10 protein-coding genes are annotated in these 18,176 nt (G+C 57.9%); 5 read left to right on the plus strand and 5 right to left on the minus strand.

The window, feature by feature from the left end:
* The first annotated feature begins 56 nt into the window (after positions 1-56).
* Positions 57-191 carry a PA1414 family protein gene (locus tag CHB79_RS22280; protein WP_010483193.1) on the plus strand — a complete coding sequence of 45 codons (135 nt, stop codon included), beginning with the start codon at positions 57-59 and terminating at the stop codon, positions 189-191.
* A 238-nt stretch (positions 192-429) separates the two neighbouring features.
* Here the strand turns inward: CHB79_RS22280 and CHB79_RS03355 are convergent, their stop codons facing one another.
* Both CHB79_RS03355 and speB read right to left on the minus strand, forming a co-directional pair.
* Positions 430-1,824: a sodium:solute symporter family protein gene (locus CHB79_RS03355; RefSeq protein ID WP_089358880.1), complete on the minus strand. Its 1,395-nt coding sequence runs from the start codon at positions 1,822-1,824 to the stop codon at positions 430-432.
* Positions 1,825-1,948: 124 nt separating this feature from the next.
* On the minus strand, positions 1,949-2,908 hold the full coding sequence (speB, locus tag CHB79_RS03360) for an agmatinase (RefSeq protein WP_089358881.1): 960 nt from the start codon (positions 2,906-2,908) through the stop codon (positions 1,949-1,951).
* A 166-nt stretch (positions 2,909-3,074) separates the two neighbouring features.
* Between speB and CHB79_RS03365 the strand changes: the two genes are divergently transcribed.
* Positions 3,075-3,986 carry a LysR family transcriptional regulator gene (locus CHB79_RS03365; RefSeq protein WP_010483199.1) on the plus strand — a complete coding sequence of 304 codons (912 nt, stop codon included), beginning with the start codon at positions 3,075-3,077 and terminating at the stop codon, positions 3,984-3,986.
* A gap of 12 nt (positions 3,987-3,998) precedes the next feature.
* Entirely contained in the window at positions 3,999-4,604 is a 606-nt protein-coding gene (locus tag CHB79_RS03370; RefSeq protein ID WP_089358882.1) for a tRNA-uridine aminocarboxypropyltransferase, read from the plus strand.
* Between the two features lie 277 nt (positions 4,605-4,881).
* Here CHB79_RS03370 and CHB79_RS03375 read toward each other — a convergent pair whose 3' ends face one another.
* Genes CHB79_RS03375 through CHB79_RS03385 form a run of 3 tightly spaced genes read right to left on the minus strand, consistent with a single transcriptional unit; the run spans position 4,882 to position 9,774 of the window.
* Entirely contained in the window at positions 4,882-6,228 is a 1,347-nt protein-coding gene (locus tag CHB79_RS03375) for an HlyD family type I secretion periplasmic adaptor subunit (RefSeq protein ID WP_089358883.1), read from the minus strand.
* Positions 6,229-6,237: 9 nt separating this feature from the next.
* The gene (locus tag CHB79_RS03380) at positions 6,238-8,388 is read right to left on the minus strand and encodes a type I secretion system permease/ATPase (RefSeq protein WP_089358884.1); all 2,151 of its coding nucleotides are present in this window, start codon (positions 8,386-8,388) and stop codon (positions 6,238-6,240) included.
* Positions 8,389-8,418: 30 nt separating this feature from the next.
* Positions 8,419-9,774 (minus strand): TolC family outer membrane protein, encoded by a 1,356-nt coding sequence (locus CHB79_RS03385; RefSeq protein ID WP_089358885.1) that lies wholly within the window; start codon positions 9,772-9,774, stop codon positions 8,419-8,421.
* Between the two features lie 457 nt (positions 9,775-10,231).
* On the opposite strand from CHB79_RS03385, the gene CHB79_RS03390 reads away from it, so the two are divergent.
* Positions 10,232-17,512, plus strand: a complete 7,281-nt coding sequence (locus CHB79_RS03390; RefSeq protein ID WP_089358886.1) for a retention module-containing protein — start codon at positions 10,232-10,234, stop codon at positions 17,510-17,512.
* A 106-nt stretch (positions 17,513-17,618) separates the two neighbouring features.
* The gene (locus tag CHB79_RS03395) at positions 17,619-17,957 is read left to right on the plus strand and encodes a tryptophan synthase subunit beta (RefSeq protein ID WP_089358887.1); all 339 of its coding nucleotides are present in this window, start codon (positions 17,619-17,621) and stop codon (positions 17,955-17,957) included.
* The last annotated feature ends 219 nt before the right edge of the window (positions 17,958-18,176 follow it).

An 18,176-nucleotide genomic window follows, 5' to 3' on the forward strand; every position in this document is an offset into this window, starting at 1 on the left:
GCTTATGCAAGACGTGCTATGCGTCTTATCCGTAAGCCTTGGCAGGAGGACGTTAAATGATCGCCAAGATGCAGAATGCTTTTCACGATCTTCTGGTCGCGCTGGGGCTGCTTGACCGGCCCAAGCTGCAACCCATTCCCGTGCGCAATGACGACCCTCGTCGGCCACGAGAGCCGCGCCGCCAGCGCTGAGTGTTGCTCAGTGGTTCACGCCGCCCGTATTGAGCAGTGGCTTTAGTGTCGCTGTTCAATCGTTCGGGCAACTGAATATTCCTCTCGCCAGCCGTTGTTGATTGCGCTGGCAGCCTTCACTTGCAGCATTTCTTATCTCTACCGAACCTGCGGCGCGCAATGGCTTGCGCGCCGCAGAAACAATAATCGCCGCATGAGTGCGGCGATTATTGTCAGTCGAGGCATTAATTGCTGTCGATTAATCGTTGGTGGCCAAGCCTGGCTGTGTGGCCAGTCGGGGAGTAAACAGGCTGACCGCAATAAAGCTGATTGCGCCAACTGCAAGGCTGTAATAAATCGGCGTATTGGCTTCCAGGCCATCGCTGAACATGAAGAATGCCGCCGTCAGGCTACCCAGCACCATGCTGGCAATGGCGCCTGCGGTGGTCGCACGCTTCCAGTAGATTGCACCCAGCAGTGGAATCAACATGCCGCCAACCAACAGGTTATAGGCCAGGGTCAGGGCGCTGATAACGTCGCTGACAACCAAGGCAATCGCAAGCACCAGGCAACCTAGCAATAAAGTGAAGATCCGGTTGGTCATTGCGCTTTCGCTTGTGTTCTTGCGCTTGCTGAACATTGGCCAAAGGTCTTGCGCGGCAGTGGTCGAGGCAGCCAACAGCCCGGCGCTGGCGGTTGACATCAATGCAGCCAGTGCAGCAGCGATCACCAAGCCGCGAATACCATCTGGCAGGCTGGTTTGGACGATGCTGGCGAAGGCATTGTTGACGTTATCCAGGTCGGGCAATACCACTTTGGCCGCCATGCCGATAAGTGCGGCCGCCAAGCCGTAGAGAATGCAGTAGATGCCAGCGGCTGTACCGGAGAACCTGGCAATCTTCTCACTGCGCGCAGTGAACACCCGCTGCCAGATGTCTTGGCCGATAAAGATGCCGAAGAAGTAGATCAGGAAGTAGGTGATGATGGTGTCCCAGCCAATCGCGGCGAACGAAAAGTAGCTGGCAGGCAGTTTTGCAACCAGGGCATTCCAACCGCCCGCATCGCTGATTGACATCGGCATCAGGATAAACACCAGGCCAATGGTCATGATCAGGAACTGCACTATGTCGGTCAGGCTCAGTGACCACATGCCGCCAATGGTCGAGTAGGCGACGACAATACCGCCACCAATCAGGATGCTCACCCAGAACGGCAGGCCAAACAGCACTTCCATGACAGTGCCGATGGCAATGGTTGAAATGGCGCCGATCATCAGTGCATAGATCAGCATGATGGCTGCGCTTGCATGCCGCGCCGTCGGGCTATAGCGGCGCTCCAGGACCTGGGTGACGGTGTAGATCTTGAGTTTCAGCAGCGGCTTGGCCAGCAGCAGGCTGATGCCGATGATGCCCAGGCCCAGTGATGCACAGAGCCAGAAGCCGGAGATACCGTAGACATAGCCAAGGCGCACGGTACCAATGGTTGAAGCACCGCCGAGTACGGTTGCCGCCATCGTCCCGAGGTAGAACATGGGGCCAAGGTTGCGCCCGGCAACCAGATAGTCTTCACGGTTTTTACTGCGGCGCATGCCATAGAAACCCAGGCCAAGCATCGCAGCTACGTAGATAAGAATTACTAGAAGATCCAGAGTCATTTGCAGTGTCTCTTTTAATTGTTTTTATGTTCGCACTTGTCTGAGTGCAAATCTTTAATTCAGGTGTTGGCGTCTTGGTCGAAGCGGTCTTGGTGCAAGGACGGCTTCGACCAACAGGCTTGTGCTAGCGATTTTTCACGCCAGGCAACACGCAGAGCATTTCGTAAAGCAAGTTGGCGCCGAGCAGCGAGGTGTTGCCCGTGGTGTCATAGGGCGGGGAGACTTCAACCAGGTCGCCGCCGATCAGATCCAGGCCCTGGCAGCCGCGGATGATTTCAATTGCCTGGATGGTAGTCAGGCCGCCAATTTCCGGGGTGCCGGTGCCAGGTGCCCAGGCGGGGTCGATACCATCGATATCAAATGACAGGTAAACCGGGCCGCCACCGACTTTCTCGCGCACTTCAGCCATCAATGGTTCAAGTGACTTGTGCCAGCATTCTTCGGCCTGGACCACGCGAAAGCCCTGCTTGCGGCTCCAGTTGAAATCCTCGGCGGTGTAGCCCTGGGCGCGCAGGCCGATCTGCACCACGCGATCGCAATCGAGCAGGTCTTCTTCGACGGCGCGGCGGAAGGTTGTGCCGTGGGCGATTTTTTCACCGAACATATGGTCGTTGACGTCAGCATGAGCATCAATGTGAACCAGCCCGACCTTGCCGAACTTCTTCTTGATCGCCCGCAGGATCGGCAAGGTGATGGTGTGGTCGCCGCCAAGTGTCAGGGGCAGGATGCCGTCTTCGAGAATCTGGTCGTAGGCATCCTCGATAATACGCACCGCTTCAGCCATGTTGAAGGTGTTGATGGGCACATCGCCAATATCGGCAATGTTCAGCGAATCAAAGGGCGCGGCACCGGTTGCCATGTTGTAGGGGCGAATCATCACCGACTGGGCGCGAATCTCACGCGGGCCAAAGCGGGTGCCGGAACGCAGCGAGGTGCCAATATCCAGCGGGACTCCGACAAAGCCCACATCGAGTTGCTTGCGTTCTTCAGGGGTTTGGATGTGCGGCAGGCGCATCATGGTGGCGATGCCGCCGAAACGCGGCATTTCGTTACCGCCCAGGGGTTGGTGCAAAATCTTGTCCATGGGATGGCCTCACGGTTGTTATGGTTTTAATAAAGTGCGCCGATTCTTGGCCATCGCTGCGCTGTGACAAATCGCTGAGAGCAAAAAATTAGTTCATAAATTTCTAAACTAATGGCGCAGGGCTTAGAATCGTCGATTAGTTGATTTCTGGTGTTGCGGAGTGGTTATGAGTCAGGCGTTACCCGACCTGAAGTTGCTCAGGATTTTTGCCAGCGTGGTGCGCCACCAGGGCTTTGCTGCGGCTCAGCAGGAGTTGAAGCTATCGACTTCTGCAATCAGCACCTACATGAGCCAACTCGAGAGTTCGCTGGGGCTTAGCCTGTGCCACCGAGGGCGTGGCGGTTTCAGTCTGACCAGCAAGGGCGAGTTGTTTCATCAGGAAACCTTGCGCCTACTGAGTGAGCTGGAGGGTTTTGAACGCTACTCGGCAGCGCTCAAGGGCGAGCTGCGCGGAACCCTGAATCTCGGGGTGCTCGACTCAACGGTAAGCGATATGGCTTTACCTTTGGCTGAAGTAATTGGTGCCTACAGCCATGAACACCCGGCGGTGCACCTGCATTTGTCTGTATTGAGCCCTTATGAATTACAGCTTGCGGTACTGGACAATCGCCTGGATATTGCCATCGGTGCGTTCTCGACCCGCATGAATGGCTTGCTGTATCAGCCTTTGTATCGCGAACAGCATTGGCTGTACTGCAGCGAGCGTCACTCGCTGTTCAAGCAGCGGCGCATTCCCGCCGAGGTCATTACCCAGCAACGCATGGTGGGGCGTGGCTATTGGAGCCAGGCAGAACTGGCGCGCCATGGCTTCAAGCACAGCGCGGGGACTGTCGAGTCGATGGAGGCCCAGTTGATCTTGGTGTTGTCAGGCGCCTACATCGGCTATTTGCCCGAGCACTACGCACAGCATTGGGTCGAGTTGCAGCAGTTGCGCGTATTGCTGCCAGCGACATTTGGTTATCAAGCACCGTTTTCGTTGATCCTGCGTCGAGGCCGTTCGCGCGAGCCCTTGATTCAAACCTTTCGCGATCTGCTCAAGACGCAGTTGAATGCGGCTGATAAGAACGTCGCTGGCTAAGGAGTTATTTTTATGCCTCGCCCCCGCTGCGAGCGATGTGCTCGACCACTTGAGCATTGCCTTTGCGCATTGATCCCAAGCCTGCATAGCCGCACCCAGGTATTGATCCTGCAGCACCCAAGCGAGGTCAGGCACGCGCTCAATACCGCAAGTTTGCTGGCGCTTGGACTGCAGAATGCAGAGTTGTGGGTTGGCGAGCAGTTCGAGCAACTGGCCGCGTACCTGGCGCAACCCGGTTACCGCAGTTACCTGCTGTTTCCGGGGGAGGCTGCGCAGCCCTTGACTGCTGTTCGGCAAGAGGCCGATCAGATGCCCGTGCGCCTGGTGGTTCCCGATGGCACTTGGCGCAAGGCGCGCAAGTTGCTGTACCTTAATCCGCTGTTGGCAAACCTGCCGCGCGTAACCTTGCCGCCTGGCCAGCAGTCGCGCTATCGCCTGCGAAAGGCGCCGATGGAGGGCTCGTTATCGACTATCGAGGCGGTCACCGCTGCCTTGCAGTTGCTTGAGCCGGAGCAATCATTTGCCGCGCTGTTGCAGCCTTTCGATGCCTTGATCGAGGGGCAGATCAGGGCCATGGGCGCTCACACCTTTGCGCGTAATCATTCAAACAAGACATAGGGGCCTCAGTGAACCTCTGAACAAGGTCGCGAGCGACGGGAGTACAAGGCGCAACGACCAACGGGAGTAACAGCCAAAGGCTGGCCCGGAGGGCGAGCGCCAGCGAGTCAAAGGTGCGAAAAAGCGACCGGGGGCGCGCTCGACTCTAGTGGCCTAGATGAGCATTTGATTCGCGTTGCTCACCACTTCGGGGCCGAACTGAAGTTCGCTCAGCCTAAAGGCTGTGAGCAGCTTTTCAACGCCGTATTATCGAGCGCAGCAGTTTTTCAGAGGTTCCTTAGCGTTCACGCAGCGCCTCGGTGCGGGCTTTGAGTACCGGCTTGAGCAGGTAGTCAAGCACGCTCTTCTGGCCGGTAATGATATCGACAGTGGCAACCATGCCGGGGATGATCATCAGCGGTTGTTTATCACTGCCTAAATGGCTCTTATCGGTGCGTAATTGGATCAGATAGAAGCTGTTGCCTTCATCATCGGTAATGGTGTCCGCGCTGATAAGTTCCAGGTTGGCCTTGAGGCCGCCATAAATGGTGTAGTCATAGGCGCTGAACTTGACCATGGCTTTCTGGCCCGGATGAAGAAATGCCACATCCTGCGGACGCACCTTGGCTTCGATCAGCAAGTTGTCTTCCAGTGGCACTATCTCAAGCATATCGCTGCCGGGCTGGACGACGCCGCCAATGGTGTTGACCTTGAGTTGCTTGATGATGCCGTTGACGGGTGAAATTACCGTGGTTCTGCTGACGCGGTCGTCAATCGCCGAGCCACTGGCGTTGATCTTCTTCAGTTCAGTGCGGGCATCATTGAGCTCCTTGAAGGCATCGGCACGGAAGCCCAATTCGGATTCCTCGATCTTGCTTTTGATCTCGCTGATTGCCGATTCCGCCCTTGGAATTGCCAGGTTGGTTGCATCGAGCGAGCCGCGGACTTCAACCGCGCTGCGCCGCAGCCTGAGAATCTCGACCGGTGAAATGGCGCCGGCCTTGACCAGGGGGGTCGACATGTTCAGTTCTTGCTGAATCAAGCCCAGGCTGGACCGATACTGTTGCGCCTTGGAGCGAAACTCTGCCAGCTCCTGGTTCTTTTGCCGAAGCTGCTCGCCAAGTGTCCGCTGCTCGCTTTGCAGCCGTTGTTGTCGTGAGCTGTACAAGCCTGCTTCGTCCTCGGCCAGTTGTGGGGCACTGCGGGTTATTTCCTCGGGCATTGCCAGCGGCCTGCCTTCCGCCTCTGCACTCAGGCGCTCCACGCGGGCAATCAGCGCCAAGCGGTCGGCATCGCTTTCACCCTTGTTGGACAAAAAACGTGTGTCATCGAGGCGCAGCAAGACATCGTTCTTGTTAACCACCTGGCCTTCACGAACAAAAATCTCACTGACAATTCCGCCCTCAAGGTTCTGGATGACCTGGATCTTGCTCGAGGGAATGGCCTTGCCCTGGCCGGTGGTGACCTCATCTAGCACTGCGAAATTGGCCCAGGCCACAGCACTGAGGATGCAGGCTGTGACGACCCAGATGGTAATGCGGGCAAACCATGGCGTGTCTTCAAGCACTGCGCCGTCGACCTCGGGCATGAACTCGGTGTCGCCTTTGCCGTGGGCGAAGTAGTTACTCAGGATCTGCTGGCTCATGATGTTTTCCTAGACCGCTGCCGGGCCGACGCGGCCTTTGCGCAAGGCTTCGATAACCGATTCTTTCGGGCCATCGGCGACAATGCGCCCGTTATCCAGGACGATCAGCCTGTCGACCAGGCTGAGCATTGATGCGCGGTGGGTGATGAGCAGCAGGGTTTTGCCTTGCGTCCAGGTTTGCAGGCGGTTGCGCAGGATTTCTTCGCTGGTGTTGTCCATGGCGCTGGTTGGTTCATCCAGCAGCATTATGGGTGGATCGAGCAGCATGGCGCGGGCCATCAACACGGCCTGGCGTTGGCCGCCAGAGAGTAACTGGCCGCGTTCGCCAACCGGGCGATCAAAACCCTGCGGGTGTTGCTTGGCCAGCTCGCTGACTCCGGTCAGTTCGGCCACTTCGAGCATGCGCGTATCACTGACGTAACGTGCGCCCAGGGTGATGTTGTCGCGCAAGCTGCCGCTGAGCAGCGGCAAGTCATGGGAGACGAAGCCTATCTGGTGACGCAGGTCGGCAACATCGAGTTGGCGCAGGTCCAGGTTATCGAGCAGCACCTGGCCTTCTGTCGGCATGTAGAACGCCATGATCAACTTGGCCAGCGTGCTTTTGCCAGAGCCACTGCGACCGATGATGCCGACCCTTTCGCCCGCCGCCAGCTGCACGCTGACATCGTTCAATGCCGGGCTGGACTGGTTGGGATAGCTGAAGCTGACCTGGCGAACCTGTATGGCGCCAGACAGGTGCGTGCGCTCAAGTGGCCGCTGCTTGGCCTGGCGCTCCTGGGGCATGGCCATGAGTGCGTCGGTGCTGGTCATGGTCAGGCGTGCTTGTTGGTAGCGCGTGATCAAACCCGCGATTTGCCCAAGTGGTGCCAATACCCGGCTGCCGAGCATGTAGCAGGCAACCAGTGCGCCGACGCTCAGTGATCCGGCGATGATGCTGTAGACCCCGGCGACTATGGTCGCCATGCCGGCGAACTGCTGCAGGAACAGGGTGCCGTTGGTTGCCAGTGAGGCGAGAAAGCGCGCATGGGTGTCGAGGCGGGTGAGGGCGCCGTGGGTTTTTTCCCAATCATGCTGGCGCTCGCTTTCGGCGCCACAGGCCTTGAGGGTTTCCAGCCCTCCGAGGGTCTCGATCAACAGCGCCTGGCGGCGCGAGGCCAGTGCCAGGCTTTTTTCCACGGTGTCGCGCAGTTGCACCTGAATGATCAAGGCAAACACCGCGGTAATCGGGAAAGCCAGCAGCGGGATCACCACCAGCCAGCCGCCCAGCAGGCCGATCACGGTAATCATGAGCAGGGAAAATGGCAGGTCAATCAGGCTGGTCAAGGTGACAGCGGTCAGGAATTCTCGTAGCCCCTGGAAGTCATGGATGCTCTGCGCAAAGCCGCCAATACTGCTGGGGCGTGAGCTCATCGACATCCCGGTGATGCGTTCGAACAGGGTCGCCGAGAGCACCACGTCAGTCTTTTTTCCCGCTGTGTCGAGCAGGTGCGCGCGAAGTATGCGCAGCAACAGTTCAAAGCTGGTGCCGACAAACAATCCGATGGCCAATACCCACAAGGTCGCGGTTGCCTGGTTGGGCACTACGCGATCGTAGGTCTGCATGACGAACAAGGGCACCAGCAAGCCCAGAAGGTTGATGAGTAGGCTGGCCAGGACCGCATCGGCATACAGCCAGCGCGAGAGTTTCAGGGTGTCGCGGAACCAGGCTTCGATTCGTGGCACAAGTGGTTGCCGGGCTTCTTCGAGTTCATGCCGTGGGCGGGCAAAAAACGCATGTCCGGTGTAGACCGCGGCAAGCTCGTCACGGCTGACCGTTTGTTCGCCGCCGTCAGCTTCGCAGGGCAGTATCTGGGCCTGGTCGGCATCAAGCCATTTATGCAAAACCGCGCTGCGACCGTCGTTCAGCAGCAACAGCACCGGCAGGTTCAGTGCGGATATTGCGTTCAAGTCACGGCGTAACAAGCGACCTTGCAGGCCAGCCCTGGCCGCGCAGCGGGCCAGTAGTTCCGGGGTCAGGCACTGTTTGGGCATGGGCAGGCCCGCGCTCAAGCTCCCCCGGCTGACAGTGCAGCCGTGTAGCCTGCATAGAATCAACAGACCATCCAGTAATGGATCGTCGTGGCTCAAGCGCGGGTCGCCGTGACTTGCTGGCAGCTCCATGGTGGTCAAGGTCAGTGCTCCTCGCGCTGGCTATTTCATTTCTGGCAGTCGTGCTTCACTTTTCACTTCGCTCAAGGCTATGGCCTCGGCCGGAACAATCACTTGCTGTTGCTGGAGCAAATCACCCATGGTCGCGATGACGCGGTACATCGAAAATTCTTCGGTGTAGCGCACGTCGGTGTAGCGCCGGTTGGCGGTGAACAGTTCGTTTTCGCTGTCGAGCAAGTCGAGCAGGGTCCGTTGCCCCAGGCTGAACTGTTGCTGGTAAGCCTCGCGCACGCTGGCGGTGTAGTTGGCGTAGTCACGCGCCTTGGGCGTTTGCAGCCGGGCGTTTTGCAAGGCGTTCCAGGCCAGGGAGAGGTTTTCGTTGAGCATGCGCAATGCATTGTTGCGAATGTCCATCGACTGGTTGACCTGGTGCGCAGAGGATTGCATCCGCGCCTTGTCGCGCATGCCGTTGTACAGGTTGTAGTTCATCACCACCGCGGCTCGCCATGTGTTGTAGTGGCCTTCATCGCCCTGGATATTGTTGTCAGCCGTGGTGGCCAGTTCACCATCGAAACGAGGGTAGAACGGCGACTTGGCAACCTCGTATTGTTTCTCGGCGGCATTGACATCCGCTTGCGCGGACTTGAGGTAGGGGTTGGACTCCATCATGGTTTGCCTGGCCGTGAGCAAGTCTTGCGGCATGCTGCCCCGGATGGTGGCGGGGCTCTCCAGTTCATCGGCAGAACGACCGACTGCGCTGAAGAAATTGGCTTCGGCATCAGCAAGGTTGACCTGCTCGGTGTACAGGTTGTTTTCCGCCAGGGCCAGGCGCGCGCTGGACTGATCAAAGTCTGCCGTGCTGCCGACGCCTTGTTTGCTGCGCAGGTCGATCTGGTCGTTGATGCGCTGGTGTGCTTGCAGGTTGTTTTTGGCCAGGTTGACCATTTCGCGACGCTTGAGCACATCGAGGTATACCTCCACGGTACGCAGCGCCAGGCTCTCGGCAGTGCCGCGCACGTAGTAGGCGCGGGAGTTGACCACGGCCTCGGTGCGCGCGACTTCGTTGGGGGTGTTGAAACCATCGAAGAGCATCTGCCGCAAGCGCAGTTCCGATGTCGCGTAGTTCAGGGTTTCGTCATTGTGATTGCCCAATGCCCGGGTGCTTGGACTGTCAGTATTTTCCCGGCCATAACCGGCCAGCAGGTCGATGCTGGGTTGATAGCCACCCTTGGCGATCTTGACCTCTTCGTCGGCCGATAGCCGGCTGTTCATGCCCGCATGCAGTTCAGGGTGATTGTCGAGCGTGCTTTGGATGGCTTCAGACAAGGACATTGCCTGGGCCTGAGAGCACGAAAGTGCGATGAGAATGCTGCTGTAGAGTAAGTTTAATGCGCGCATTTGAAGAACTCCTTGTTCCGTGCCCTAGTCTTGTCGCCAATTAGTTGACGTTTTTTAGTGTTAAACCGTTTCAGGTTTGTAACAACAAAGCTAAGAACATCTTTGGCCCAGCCTCATAAAAATTTCTCACAAGGGTTATTCCTAAAAAATCTTAGGTACTCTGAGAAAATCGGCACATTGTTACTGGTAAGTGAGCCAGCAAATAATGGGTTTGGCGCATTTTCTGGAACTTGAGTGCTAAGACGAATACCAAGAAACAAGTATTAGGGCGGGGTTGATTCAGATGGACGTGGCAGGCAAATCTTTATGCGACATTTTTTTGGCATGTCGTTTTCATGATTGCCTGCCGCGCCATTTGAATCTGTTTTTTTGCAACGCTCGATACCCGAAATCTGTGTGTTCGTCGTCAACGAAACAGGCCGGTTGAACACTGGCTGCCGTAGATGAGGACGAGACCATGGCGACGTTGATTGGTGTAGTAACCCAGGTAGTTGGCGAAGTATTCGCTGTAGCCAGCAACGGTTCACGGCGCCCCTTGGTTGAAGGCGATCGCCTGTTCGCAGGGGAGCAAATCAATACCGGTGCTACCGGCGCCTTGGCGGTCAAGCTGAGCAATGGCGAGCTGCTGACCCTGGGCCGTGACAGCAGCCTGGCGCTGTCCGAGCAGATGCTCGCCCAGGCCGGGGAGGGTTCTAACGCGCCGCAGCAGGACACCCCGGCGCCGACTGCCAATGACTTGACCGAGGTTGAAAAACTGCAGGCAGCGATCGAGGCTGGTGTCGACCCCACTCAGGAGGCTGAAGCAACCGCAGCTGGCCCCGGCAGCTCTGGTGGCGCGGGAGGTGTTGGTGGCGGGCACAGCTTTGTGTTGCTGGATGCGGTCGGTGGCTCTGTCGATCCTGAGCTGGGTTTTCCTACTGCAGGCTTTAACGACGGCCCTGAATTTGTCGATCCCGACATTGAGGTCGACCCACGGTTGCCGATTGCTGAAACACCTGAGCCACCCGTGGTCCAGCCACCGGTCGAACCTCCGGTCGTGGTGCCGCCTACAGAGCCGGAACCGACTGATTTCACGCCTGTGGTCACCGTGGACTACCAGGACTTTGTCGGCAGCGTAATTGCCGGCCCGGCCATAGTCGAGGAATCCGCCCTGGTCCAGGGCACCAACCCGGCGAGTAATGGCGAGCAAGCCAGTGGCAAGCTGGTGGTCGAGTCCCGTGATGGCGTCTCGGCGCTTGAAGTAATGGATGTCAATGGCAATTGGGTCAATGTTACCCAAGGCGGCACAGTACAAGGCCAATACGGCGTGCTCACGATTGACGCCAACGGCAACTGGAACTACGTGCTGAGCGCCAATACCCTGGATCACACCAATCCGAACGCAACAGGTGCTGATGATCAGGTCGGCGAGAGTTTCAGCGTACGGGTCACTGATCTGGATGGCGATGTTTCCCCAATCGCAACCCTGGACGTGCTGGTCAATGACGACGGGCCTGTTGCTGCGGTGGGCGAGGCGGCGCAGATTCACCTGTTTGTCGATGAAGATGAAACCGCCCAGGGCAATACCGATGGCGATAGCACCACCAATGTCACCTCGGGCGCGCCCGGTACGCTCAATACGCTGGTCAACTTCGGTGCCGACGGTGCTGGCTCATTTGGCCTGTCGAACAGCGGCGCGGCAATCAGCTCGCTTACTGCCCAGGGCCTGACTTCGGGCGGAGCAGCCCTGAGTTACAGCGTGGTGGGCAATACCTTGACCGCAGTGGCCAACGGCGAAACCATTTTCACCTTTGTGGTGGGCGCAGACGGCAGCTATAACTTCACCCTCAGCGGCCCTGTCGACCACCCGGTTACTGATGGCAACGACGATGAGCTGCTGAGCTTCCCGCTCGATCTTTCTGCGCTGATCACAGCAACCGATGGCGACGGTGACTCCCTGGCAACGGCTTTCCCGGCCGGTAGCTTTACCGTCAACATTGAAGACGATGTGCCGGTATTTGCCGGGCCTCAAGGCGACCAGGATGCAGGACGCATGTCACTTGCTGCCGCTCAGCCGTTTGGGGTGCATGGCAACGTCCAGGAAGATGCGCTGGAAACATCGGCTGGTGCGCCGTATCAAGGCAATCCCGAGGGTGGGCAAACGGTCACCGCCCATGGTGATGCAGGCCTGCTTGGCAGCCTGGTTAAGTTTGGAGCCGATGGTCCGGGCGAGTTTTTCCTCAAGGCCGATGTCAGCCAACTCAATGCCCAGGGCCTGACCAGCGAAGGCACGCCTCTGAGCTATGCTCTGGTCGGCAATAGCCTTGTTGCCAGCGCCAATGGCCATCCGATCTTTACCCTTACGGTGACTGCTGCCGGCGGCTATGACTTTGTGCTCCAGGGCCCGATTGACCATCCGCTCATCGATGGCGATGACAGCGAGGATCAATCGGTTCTGAGCATCGATTTCTCTGCATCGCTCGGGGTGACGGATGGCGATGGCGACCCGCTGGCTGGCGGTTTCCCGGCCAATACCTTCACCATCAATATCGAAGATGACGTGCCGATCCTGATCGGCAGCGAAAACGGCCCGGTGGTCGGTGGTAGCGTGCAGGAAGATGCGTTGCTCAGCGCCAATGGCGCGCCTTACCAAGGCAATGCCGAAGGCGGCCAGACAGTCACAGCACAGGGCGCGGATGGCGTGCTCAAGGCATTGGTCAGTTTCGGTGCCGATGGTCCGGGCGAGTTCTCGTTGAACGGCAAGACCGCATCGCTGCTGGCGCAAAACCTGACCAGTGAAGGCACGGCACTGAGCTATTCCTTCTCCGGTAATACACTGACCGCCAGCGCCAATGGCCATACGATTTTCACCCTGAGTGTCAGTGCTGGCGGCGGCTACGAATTCGTGCTCAAAGGCCCTATTGATCATCCGCAAGCCGATGGCAATGATGCCGAAACCCTGCCGGGGCTGGGCATCGACTTCTCGGGCATTCTCAGCGCTACCGATGGCGATGGCGACCCGCTGGCCGGCGGATTCGCGGCCAATACCTTCACCATCAATATCGAGGATGATGTGCCAGTTGCGCAAAATTCGACTGCGCCATTGATCCTTGATGATGAAGGCTTGTACGGCGGGATCAACGGAGGCGTTGGCGACACCCCGGACGCCGCCACCAGCGTCAGTGGCACGCTCAGTTATGCCGCAGGCGCCGATGGCTTGAAGTCAGTGGTGCTTAGCGGCCCGGACAAGCTGGGCAATGAAGATGTTGTCTCGAAGTGGGATGCCAGCAGCAACACGCTGACCCTATCTTCCTCACGGGGTGATCTGGTTACGATGGTGCTCAACCCTGCGACTGGCGCCTATACCCTGACCTTGTTGCAGCCGGTGCTGCATGCAGAGGGCGGTGCAGAAAATGATGCGCTGCTCAACATCGACTTCACCGTCACCGATGGCGACTCGGATGCAGTGACCAAGACCCTGCAAGTCACCATCGACGATGACACCCCAACGATCGAACAAAGCGCGATTGCCGATACCTCGTTCGTGACCTTCAACGGCAGTGATGCCGGGTATGCCAACAGCTATGGCTACTACGTCAAGAATCCGGATGGAACACCGGCGCAAGGCAAGGTGATCTGGGCAAACGTTCAGGATGTGGATCCGGGGCAAACCGCCAGCTTGAATGGCTTGAACCCTGAAGATGTTGGCTTCTTTATCATTCCAAACGGTGGCGCAAATGCGAGCCTGGCCGACGGCGCCGAGCTGACATTCGCCCTGGTTGACGGTAAATGGCAGGCCCAACTCGGTGGTACGGCGCTGACCGGGGCCGATGGCGCCAATGTGCTGTTCAGTGATGCGACCCTCAATCCGGGCGGGGCACACCTGCAGGATACCGCGGACCCTGGCAACCAGAACTGGGAAGACCAGACACTGAGCTCCGATTTCGACTACAACGACGTCAGCACCTCGGTCACTTGGGGTGGGCGACTACAGGTCGACGAAACACGTCTTGATATTGATGTCAGTCGTGACTTCAGCGGCATCTTCAACGTTCAAGCCGGTGCCGATGGCTTGCGCAGCCTGGAATATTCGCTGGGCATTGCCGACCCTGTATCCGGCATTGTTGATTCTGGTTTGGTCGACTCGCTGAGTAACCAAGCGGTGCTGCTCTCGGTGAATCCCGCTGGCGAGGTCGAGGGGCGTACCAGTTCTGGTGACCTGGTGTTCACTGTCAGCGTAAGCGCGGCGGGTGTCGTGACCCTTGATCAGGTGCGGGCCATCGTTCACCCAAGCAGCGACCCTGATGAAGTCAAGGTGCTGGGCAGCGACCTGATCCACCTGACCGCAACCGCAACCGACAATGATGGCGACTCGGTAGACAGCACCCTGGACCTGGGCAAGCTGATCAGCTTCAGGGACGACGCGCCAACGGCGATCGACGATTGTGCGCAAACCCTGGTCGAGGGCAATGCCAGCAATGTCGCCTCCGGTTCTGTGTTGACCAACGACCAGGCAGGCAATGACGGCGGCAAAGCCTTCGTCGGTTGGAATAACACGCTCAATAGCGCTGCCATGGCCGAGCTGGGCAAGTACGGCACCCTGGTGCTGAATCCTGTCACCGGTGAGTACAGCTTTACCCTCGACAACAGCGATCCAGATACTATCGCGCTGGCCGACGGGCAAAAGATCAGCCAGAGTCTCGAATACACCATGCGTGACTTCGATGGTGATATTTCAACCGCAACCCTGACTATCAAGATTGTCGGCAGCGACACGGGAGTGACGGTAGAAGGCTTGAATGTAGAAGGCGGCGAGCTGAGCTTCAACGAAGAAAACCTGGCCAACGGCAGCTCACCCAATGCAGCGCTGCTCAGTGATGGCGGCACCTTCACCATCACTGCGGGCGATGGAATATCCAGCATTGAGATTGGCAGCAACAGCTTTACTTTTGCGCAACTGCAAGGCGCTACGCCGGGTGCTCCTTTGACTATCGACAGCCCGGCCGGCGTTCTGCATATCACGGGCTTCACCGGCACTATTGCCGGCGGTACTGTGAGTTATTCCTATACCTTGCAAGACCCGTCGATGCATCCATCGGCCAATGGCGAAAACACCATTGTCGAGCAGTTTGCCATCAAGGTTACCGACCTCGATGGTGATACTGATAGCGCAACGCTGGATGTGACGGTGATCGACGATGTGCCGACCGCCGTTGATGATAAGCCAGCCTGCATTGTTCAATCAGCGCTGCCAGAGGTGAACCTGACCCTGGTGCTGGATGTCTCCGGCAGCATGCAAGGCGCCAAGCTGACTGCATTGAAGGCCGCCGTGGCCAACCTTGCACTTGCCTATGCCGAACTGGGTACTGCGGTTCATATAAACTTGATTGCCTTTGCCGGATCGGCATCCGAGATTGGCGACTACAGCTTTTCATCGACCACTGACCAAGGCTATATCGACTTGCTGGCCAAGGTGCAGGGCTTGAGTGCGAGCGGCAACACCAACTATGAGGCCGCACTGGGCGTTGCTAAAACAGAAATCGGCAATGATCTGGCGGCATTTGGTGCCGACCCCGCACAGCAAAACAAGCTGTATTTCATCTCCGATGGCGAACCCACCGCGGGCAAAACCGGCCAAGCACTGACCAACTGGATCAACCACAACTGGAGCAACTTCATTGGCGATATCGATGGTGATGGCAACCCGGCGACCAACAACTTCCAGGCCTATTCGGTTGGCATCAGTTTCAGCGGTTCCTACCTGCAACAAATCTCCAGCAGCAATATGGTGATCAACACCTCGCCGGAGAACCTGTCGGCGACGCTGGCCGATCTCGCTGGCGTGGGCGGTGATGTCTCGGGCAATGTGCTGGCTAACGATCAACCGGGCGCCGATGGCATCGACCATATCCAGTCGATCACCGTTGGCACGCAAACCTTCAGCCTCAATGCAGCTGGCAATGGCATCATCAGCAGCGGGGCTGGCCTGGTCACATACAGCTACGATGCAGCTACCGATAAACTGACCCTGACCACTGCCACAGGCAAGCTGACTATCTATCTTGACAGCTCCGCTGGCCACGCGGCGGGGGATTTCAGCTTTGTGGCCAATGCCGACCTGGTGTTTGGAGAAACCGGCCAGGTTACCCAGCAATTCACCTACACAGTGGTCGATGGTGATGGCGATCCAAGCAGCGCCAACCTGGATATCTGTATCCGCAGCGACCAATCGGTGCTGGTGGTCGGCAACAATGCCAGCGACTTTGGCACTGGGGCCAGCAGTTCGACCACGCCGCACTTTATCGCCAGCCCGTTTGACAGTGACGGCAAGGGCTTGATTGCGGGTGTGGGTGGCAATGACACCCTGGTGGGCGATATCGGCGGGGCAGGTGCGCCAACCGTCGACCCTGCGAAAAACTACAACATCGCATTGATCCTCGACCGTTCAGGCAGCATGGCCGACGATCCGGATGGAAGCGGAGGCTACAGCAGCCGCTTGAGCCTGCTCAAGGATGCAGTGCGTTCCTTCCTGGATAAGCTCGATGCGCACCCGGGCAATATCAATATCGCCCTGGTGGTGTTTTCCTCGACCTCATCGATACTGCTCAGCGGAACGCTGGACGATGTGCAAGCGGCGCTAAGTGGCAATAATGATGCCTTGGCCAGGGTCACCGCAGATGGCGGCACCAACTATGAGGCGGCATTCAAAACCACCAATGCATGGTTTGCCAGTATCGAGGGCAATCACTATGAAAACCTGGCCTACTTCCTGACCGATGGGGACCCGACAACCTACAACGGTGACAACAGCGATACCGGCAGTACCGTCAATATCAATGACGTAACCCGTGCGCTGGATGACGCAAGCGTCCTGATGGGCCGTGCCGAGCTGCATGCAATTGGCATCGGCTCGGGTATCAACAGCGACGTGCTGCGTTACTTCGACAATACCGACCAGCTCACCGGCAATGTCAGCACCAATGTTGTGGGCGGTACTGTTCACGCGCAGGTTGGCCAGCCCGAGATCGTACTTACAGCTGACCAGCTCTTGGCAACACTCGACCCTGGGCATGTAACGCCGGGAGCCTTGTCGCCATTGGGTAATGATCATCTAGTCGGCGGTGCAGGCGATGACCTGATCTTTGGTGATGCACTTAACACCACCTGGATTGCAGGCTATGAAACCACAGCGCCGAGCTTCCAGGTGTTGGTCAGCCACCTGACCGATGTCAACGGCGGTACGGCGCCGAGTCAGGCGCAACTGATCAGCTTTATCGAAAACAATGCCCTGGCCCTTGGGGCTTCAGTACCCAACTCTGGCGGCAATGACCTGCTCGAAGGCGGCAGTGGCAATGATTGGCTGTTTGCCCAGGGTGGTGATGACCTGCTCATTGGCGGTATCGGCGATGACCAGCTATTTGGCGGAACCGGGGCGGATACCTTTGTCTGGAACAGTGCTGACCGAGACAGCGGCTCCCATGATGTGGTGCGTGACTTCAACATGGCTGATGGGGATGCCTTGGACCTGTCATCCCTGTTGGTTGGCGTGGTTGATCACAGCAGTGCGGCTGAACTCAGTGCGTATTTGAGTTTTGCGCCGAGCGGCAGCGACACGCATATCAACATCTCCAGCACCGGGCAGGTAGCAGATCCAGGGAGCATCGATCAGACGGTAACCTTGGCCAATGTCACGCTCTCCGGAGGGGATAGCGCGAGCATTATTCAAAACATGCTGGATAACCACACGCTGGTATCCTGAAACCACCTGCCTGGCAGGGTGCTGTTTTGTAAACAGCGTCTAACCTTAATAAGGCCCGTCAGCTGCAAGGCTGGCGGGCTTTTTCGGGGCTGCACGAGGCAATGCCATGGTTTATGTTCAGCTTGATGAGAAACAACGAATCCTGCGTGTTGAACAAGAGCCGTTTACGAGCATGACGAAAACCTTGCCGCAAGATAATCCTGATGTACAGGCCTGGTTGGCCAGCCATGCCTTGAATAATCGACTGATTGACTTACAGCGCTCAGACCTGGAAATGGTGCGCGTACTCGAAGACCTGGTCACGGTACTGGTCGACCGCGGTGTTATCCGCTACACCGACCTGCCCGAGGCGGCGCGACGCAAGCTGCATGTTCGCGCAGAGGCACGGGCCACCCTGGATGGCTTGAGTGGCTTGCTCGGTGATGCGGACGAGCGCATTCCCTAGGCTGCGAATGCTCAGTTCGCTCATCAAGGGCCACGGCGGAAGCTGGTGGAAGGCTGAAGCGTCTTCCACCCTACAGGCGATGCGTAGGGTGCGACAATGCGAAGCTTGCCCGCCAGAAATGGTTATGCCAGCAAGTTTTTTATTGCAAATGGCGGACAGAAAAGCGCTGTCCGCCCTACAGGATGAACCCCTTGCGTAGGGTGCGACAAGGCGAAGCTT

This window comes from Pseudomonas segetis (genome assembly GCF_900188155.1).
Lineage (GTDB): Bacteria > Pseudomonadota > Gammaproteobacteria > Pseudomonadales > Pseudomonadaceae > Aquipseudomonas > Aquipseudomonas segetis.

What these genes read in the sequence shown, in the direction of transcription:
- CHB79_RS22280 (WP_010483193.1), top strand. Translation starts at nt 57, where the DNA reads ATGATCGCCAAGATGCAGAATGCTTTTCACGATCTTCTGGTCGCGCTG.
- CHB79_RS03355 (WP_089358880.1), bottom strand. Translation starts at nt 1,824, where the DNA reads ATGACTCTGGATCTTCTAGTAATTCTTATCTACGTAGCTGCGATGCTT.
- speB (WP_089358881.1), bottom strand. Translation starts at nt 2,908, where the DNA reads ATGGACAAGATTTTGCACCAACCCCTGGGCGGTAACGAAATGCCGCGT.
- CHB79_RS03365 (WP_010483199.1), top strand. Translation starts at nt 3,075, where the DNA reads ATGAGTCAGGCGTTACCCGACCTGAAGTTGCTCAGGATTTTTGCCAGC.
- CHB79_RS03370 (WP_089358882.1), top strand. Translation starts at nt 3,999, where the DNA reads ATGCCTCGCCCCCGCTGCGAGCGATGTGCTCGACCACTTGAGCATTGC.
- CHB79_RS03375 (WP_089358883.1), bottom strand. Translation starts at nt 6,228, where the DNA reads ATGAGCCAGCAGATCCTGAGTAACTACTTCGCCCACGGCAAAGGCGAC.
- CHB79_RS03380 (WP_089358884.1), bottom strand. Translation starts at nt 8,388, where the DNA reads ATGGAGCTGCCAGCAAGTCACGGCGACCCGCGCTTGAGCCACGACGAT.
- CHB79_RS03385 (WP_089358885.1), bottom strand. Translation starts at nt 9,774, where the DNA reads ATGCGCGCATTAAACTTACTCTACAGCAGCATTCTCATCGCACTTTCG.
- CHB79_RS03390 (WP_089358886.1), top strand. Translation starts at nt 10,232, where the DNA reads ATGGCGACGTTGATTGGTGTAGTAACCCAGGTAGTTGGCGAAGTATTC.
- CHB79_RS03395 (WP_089358887.1), top strand. Translation starts at nt 17,619, where the DNA reads ATGGTTTATGTTCAGCTTGATGAGAAACAACGAATCCTGCGTGTTGAA.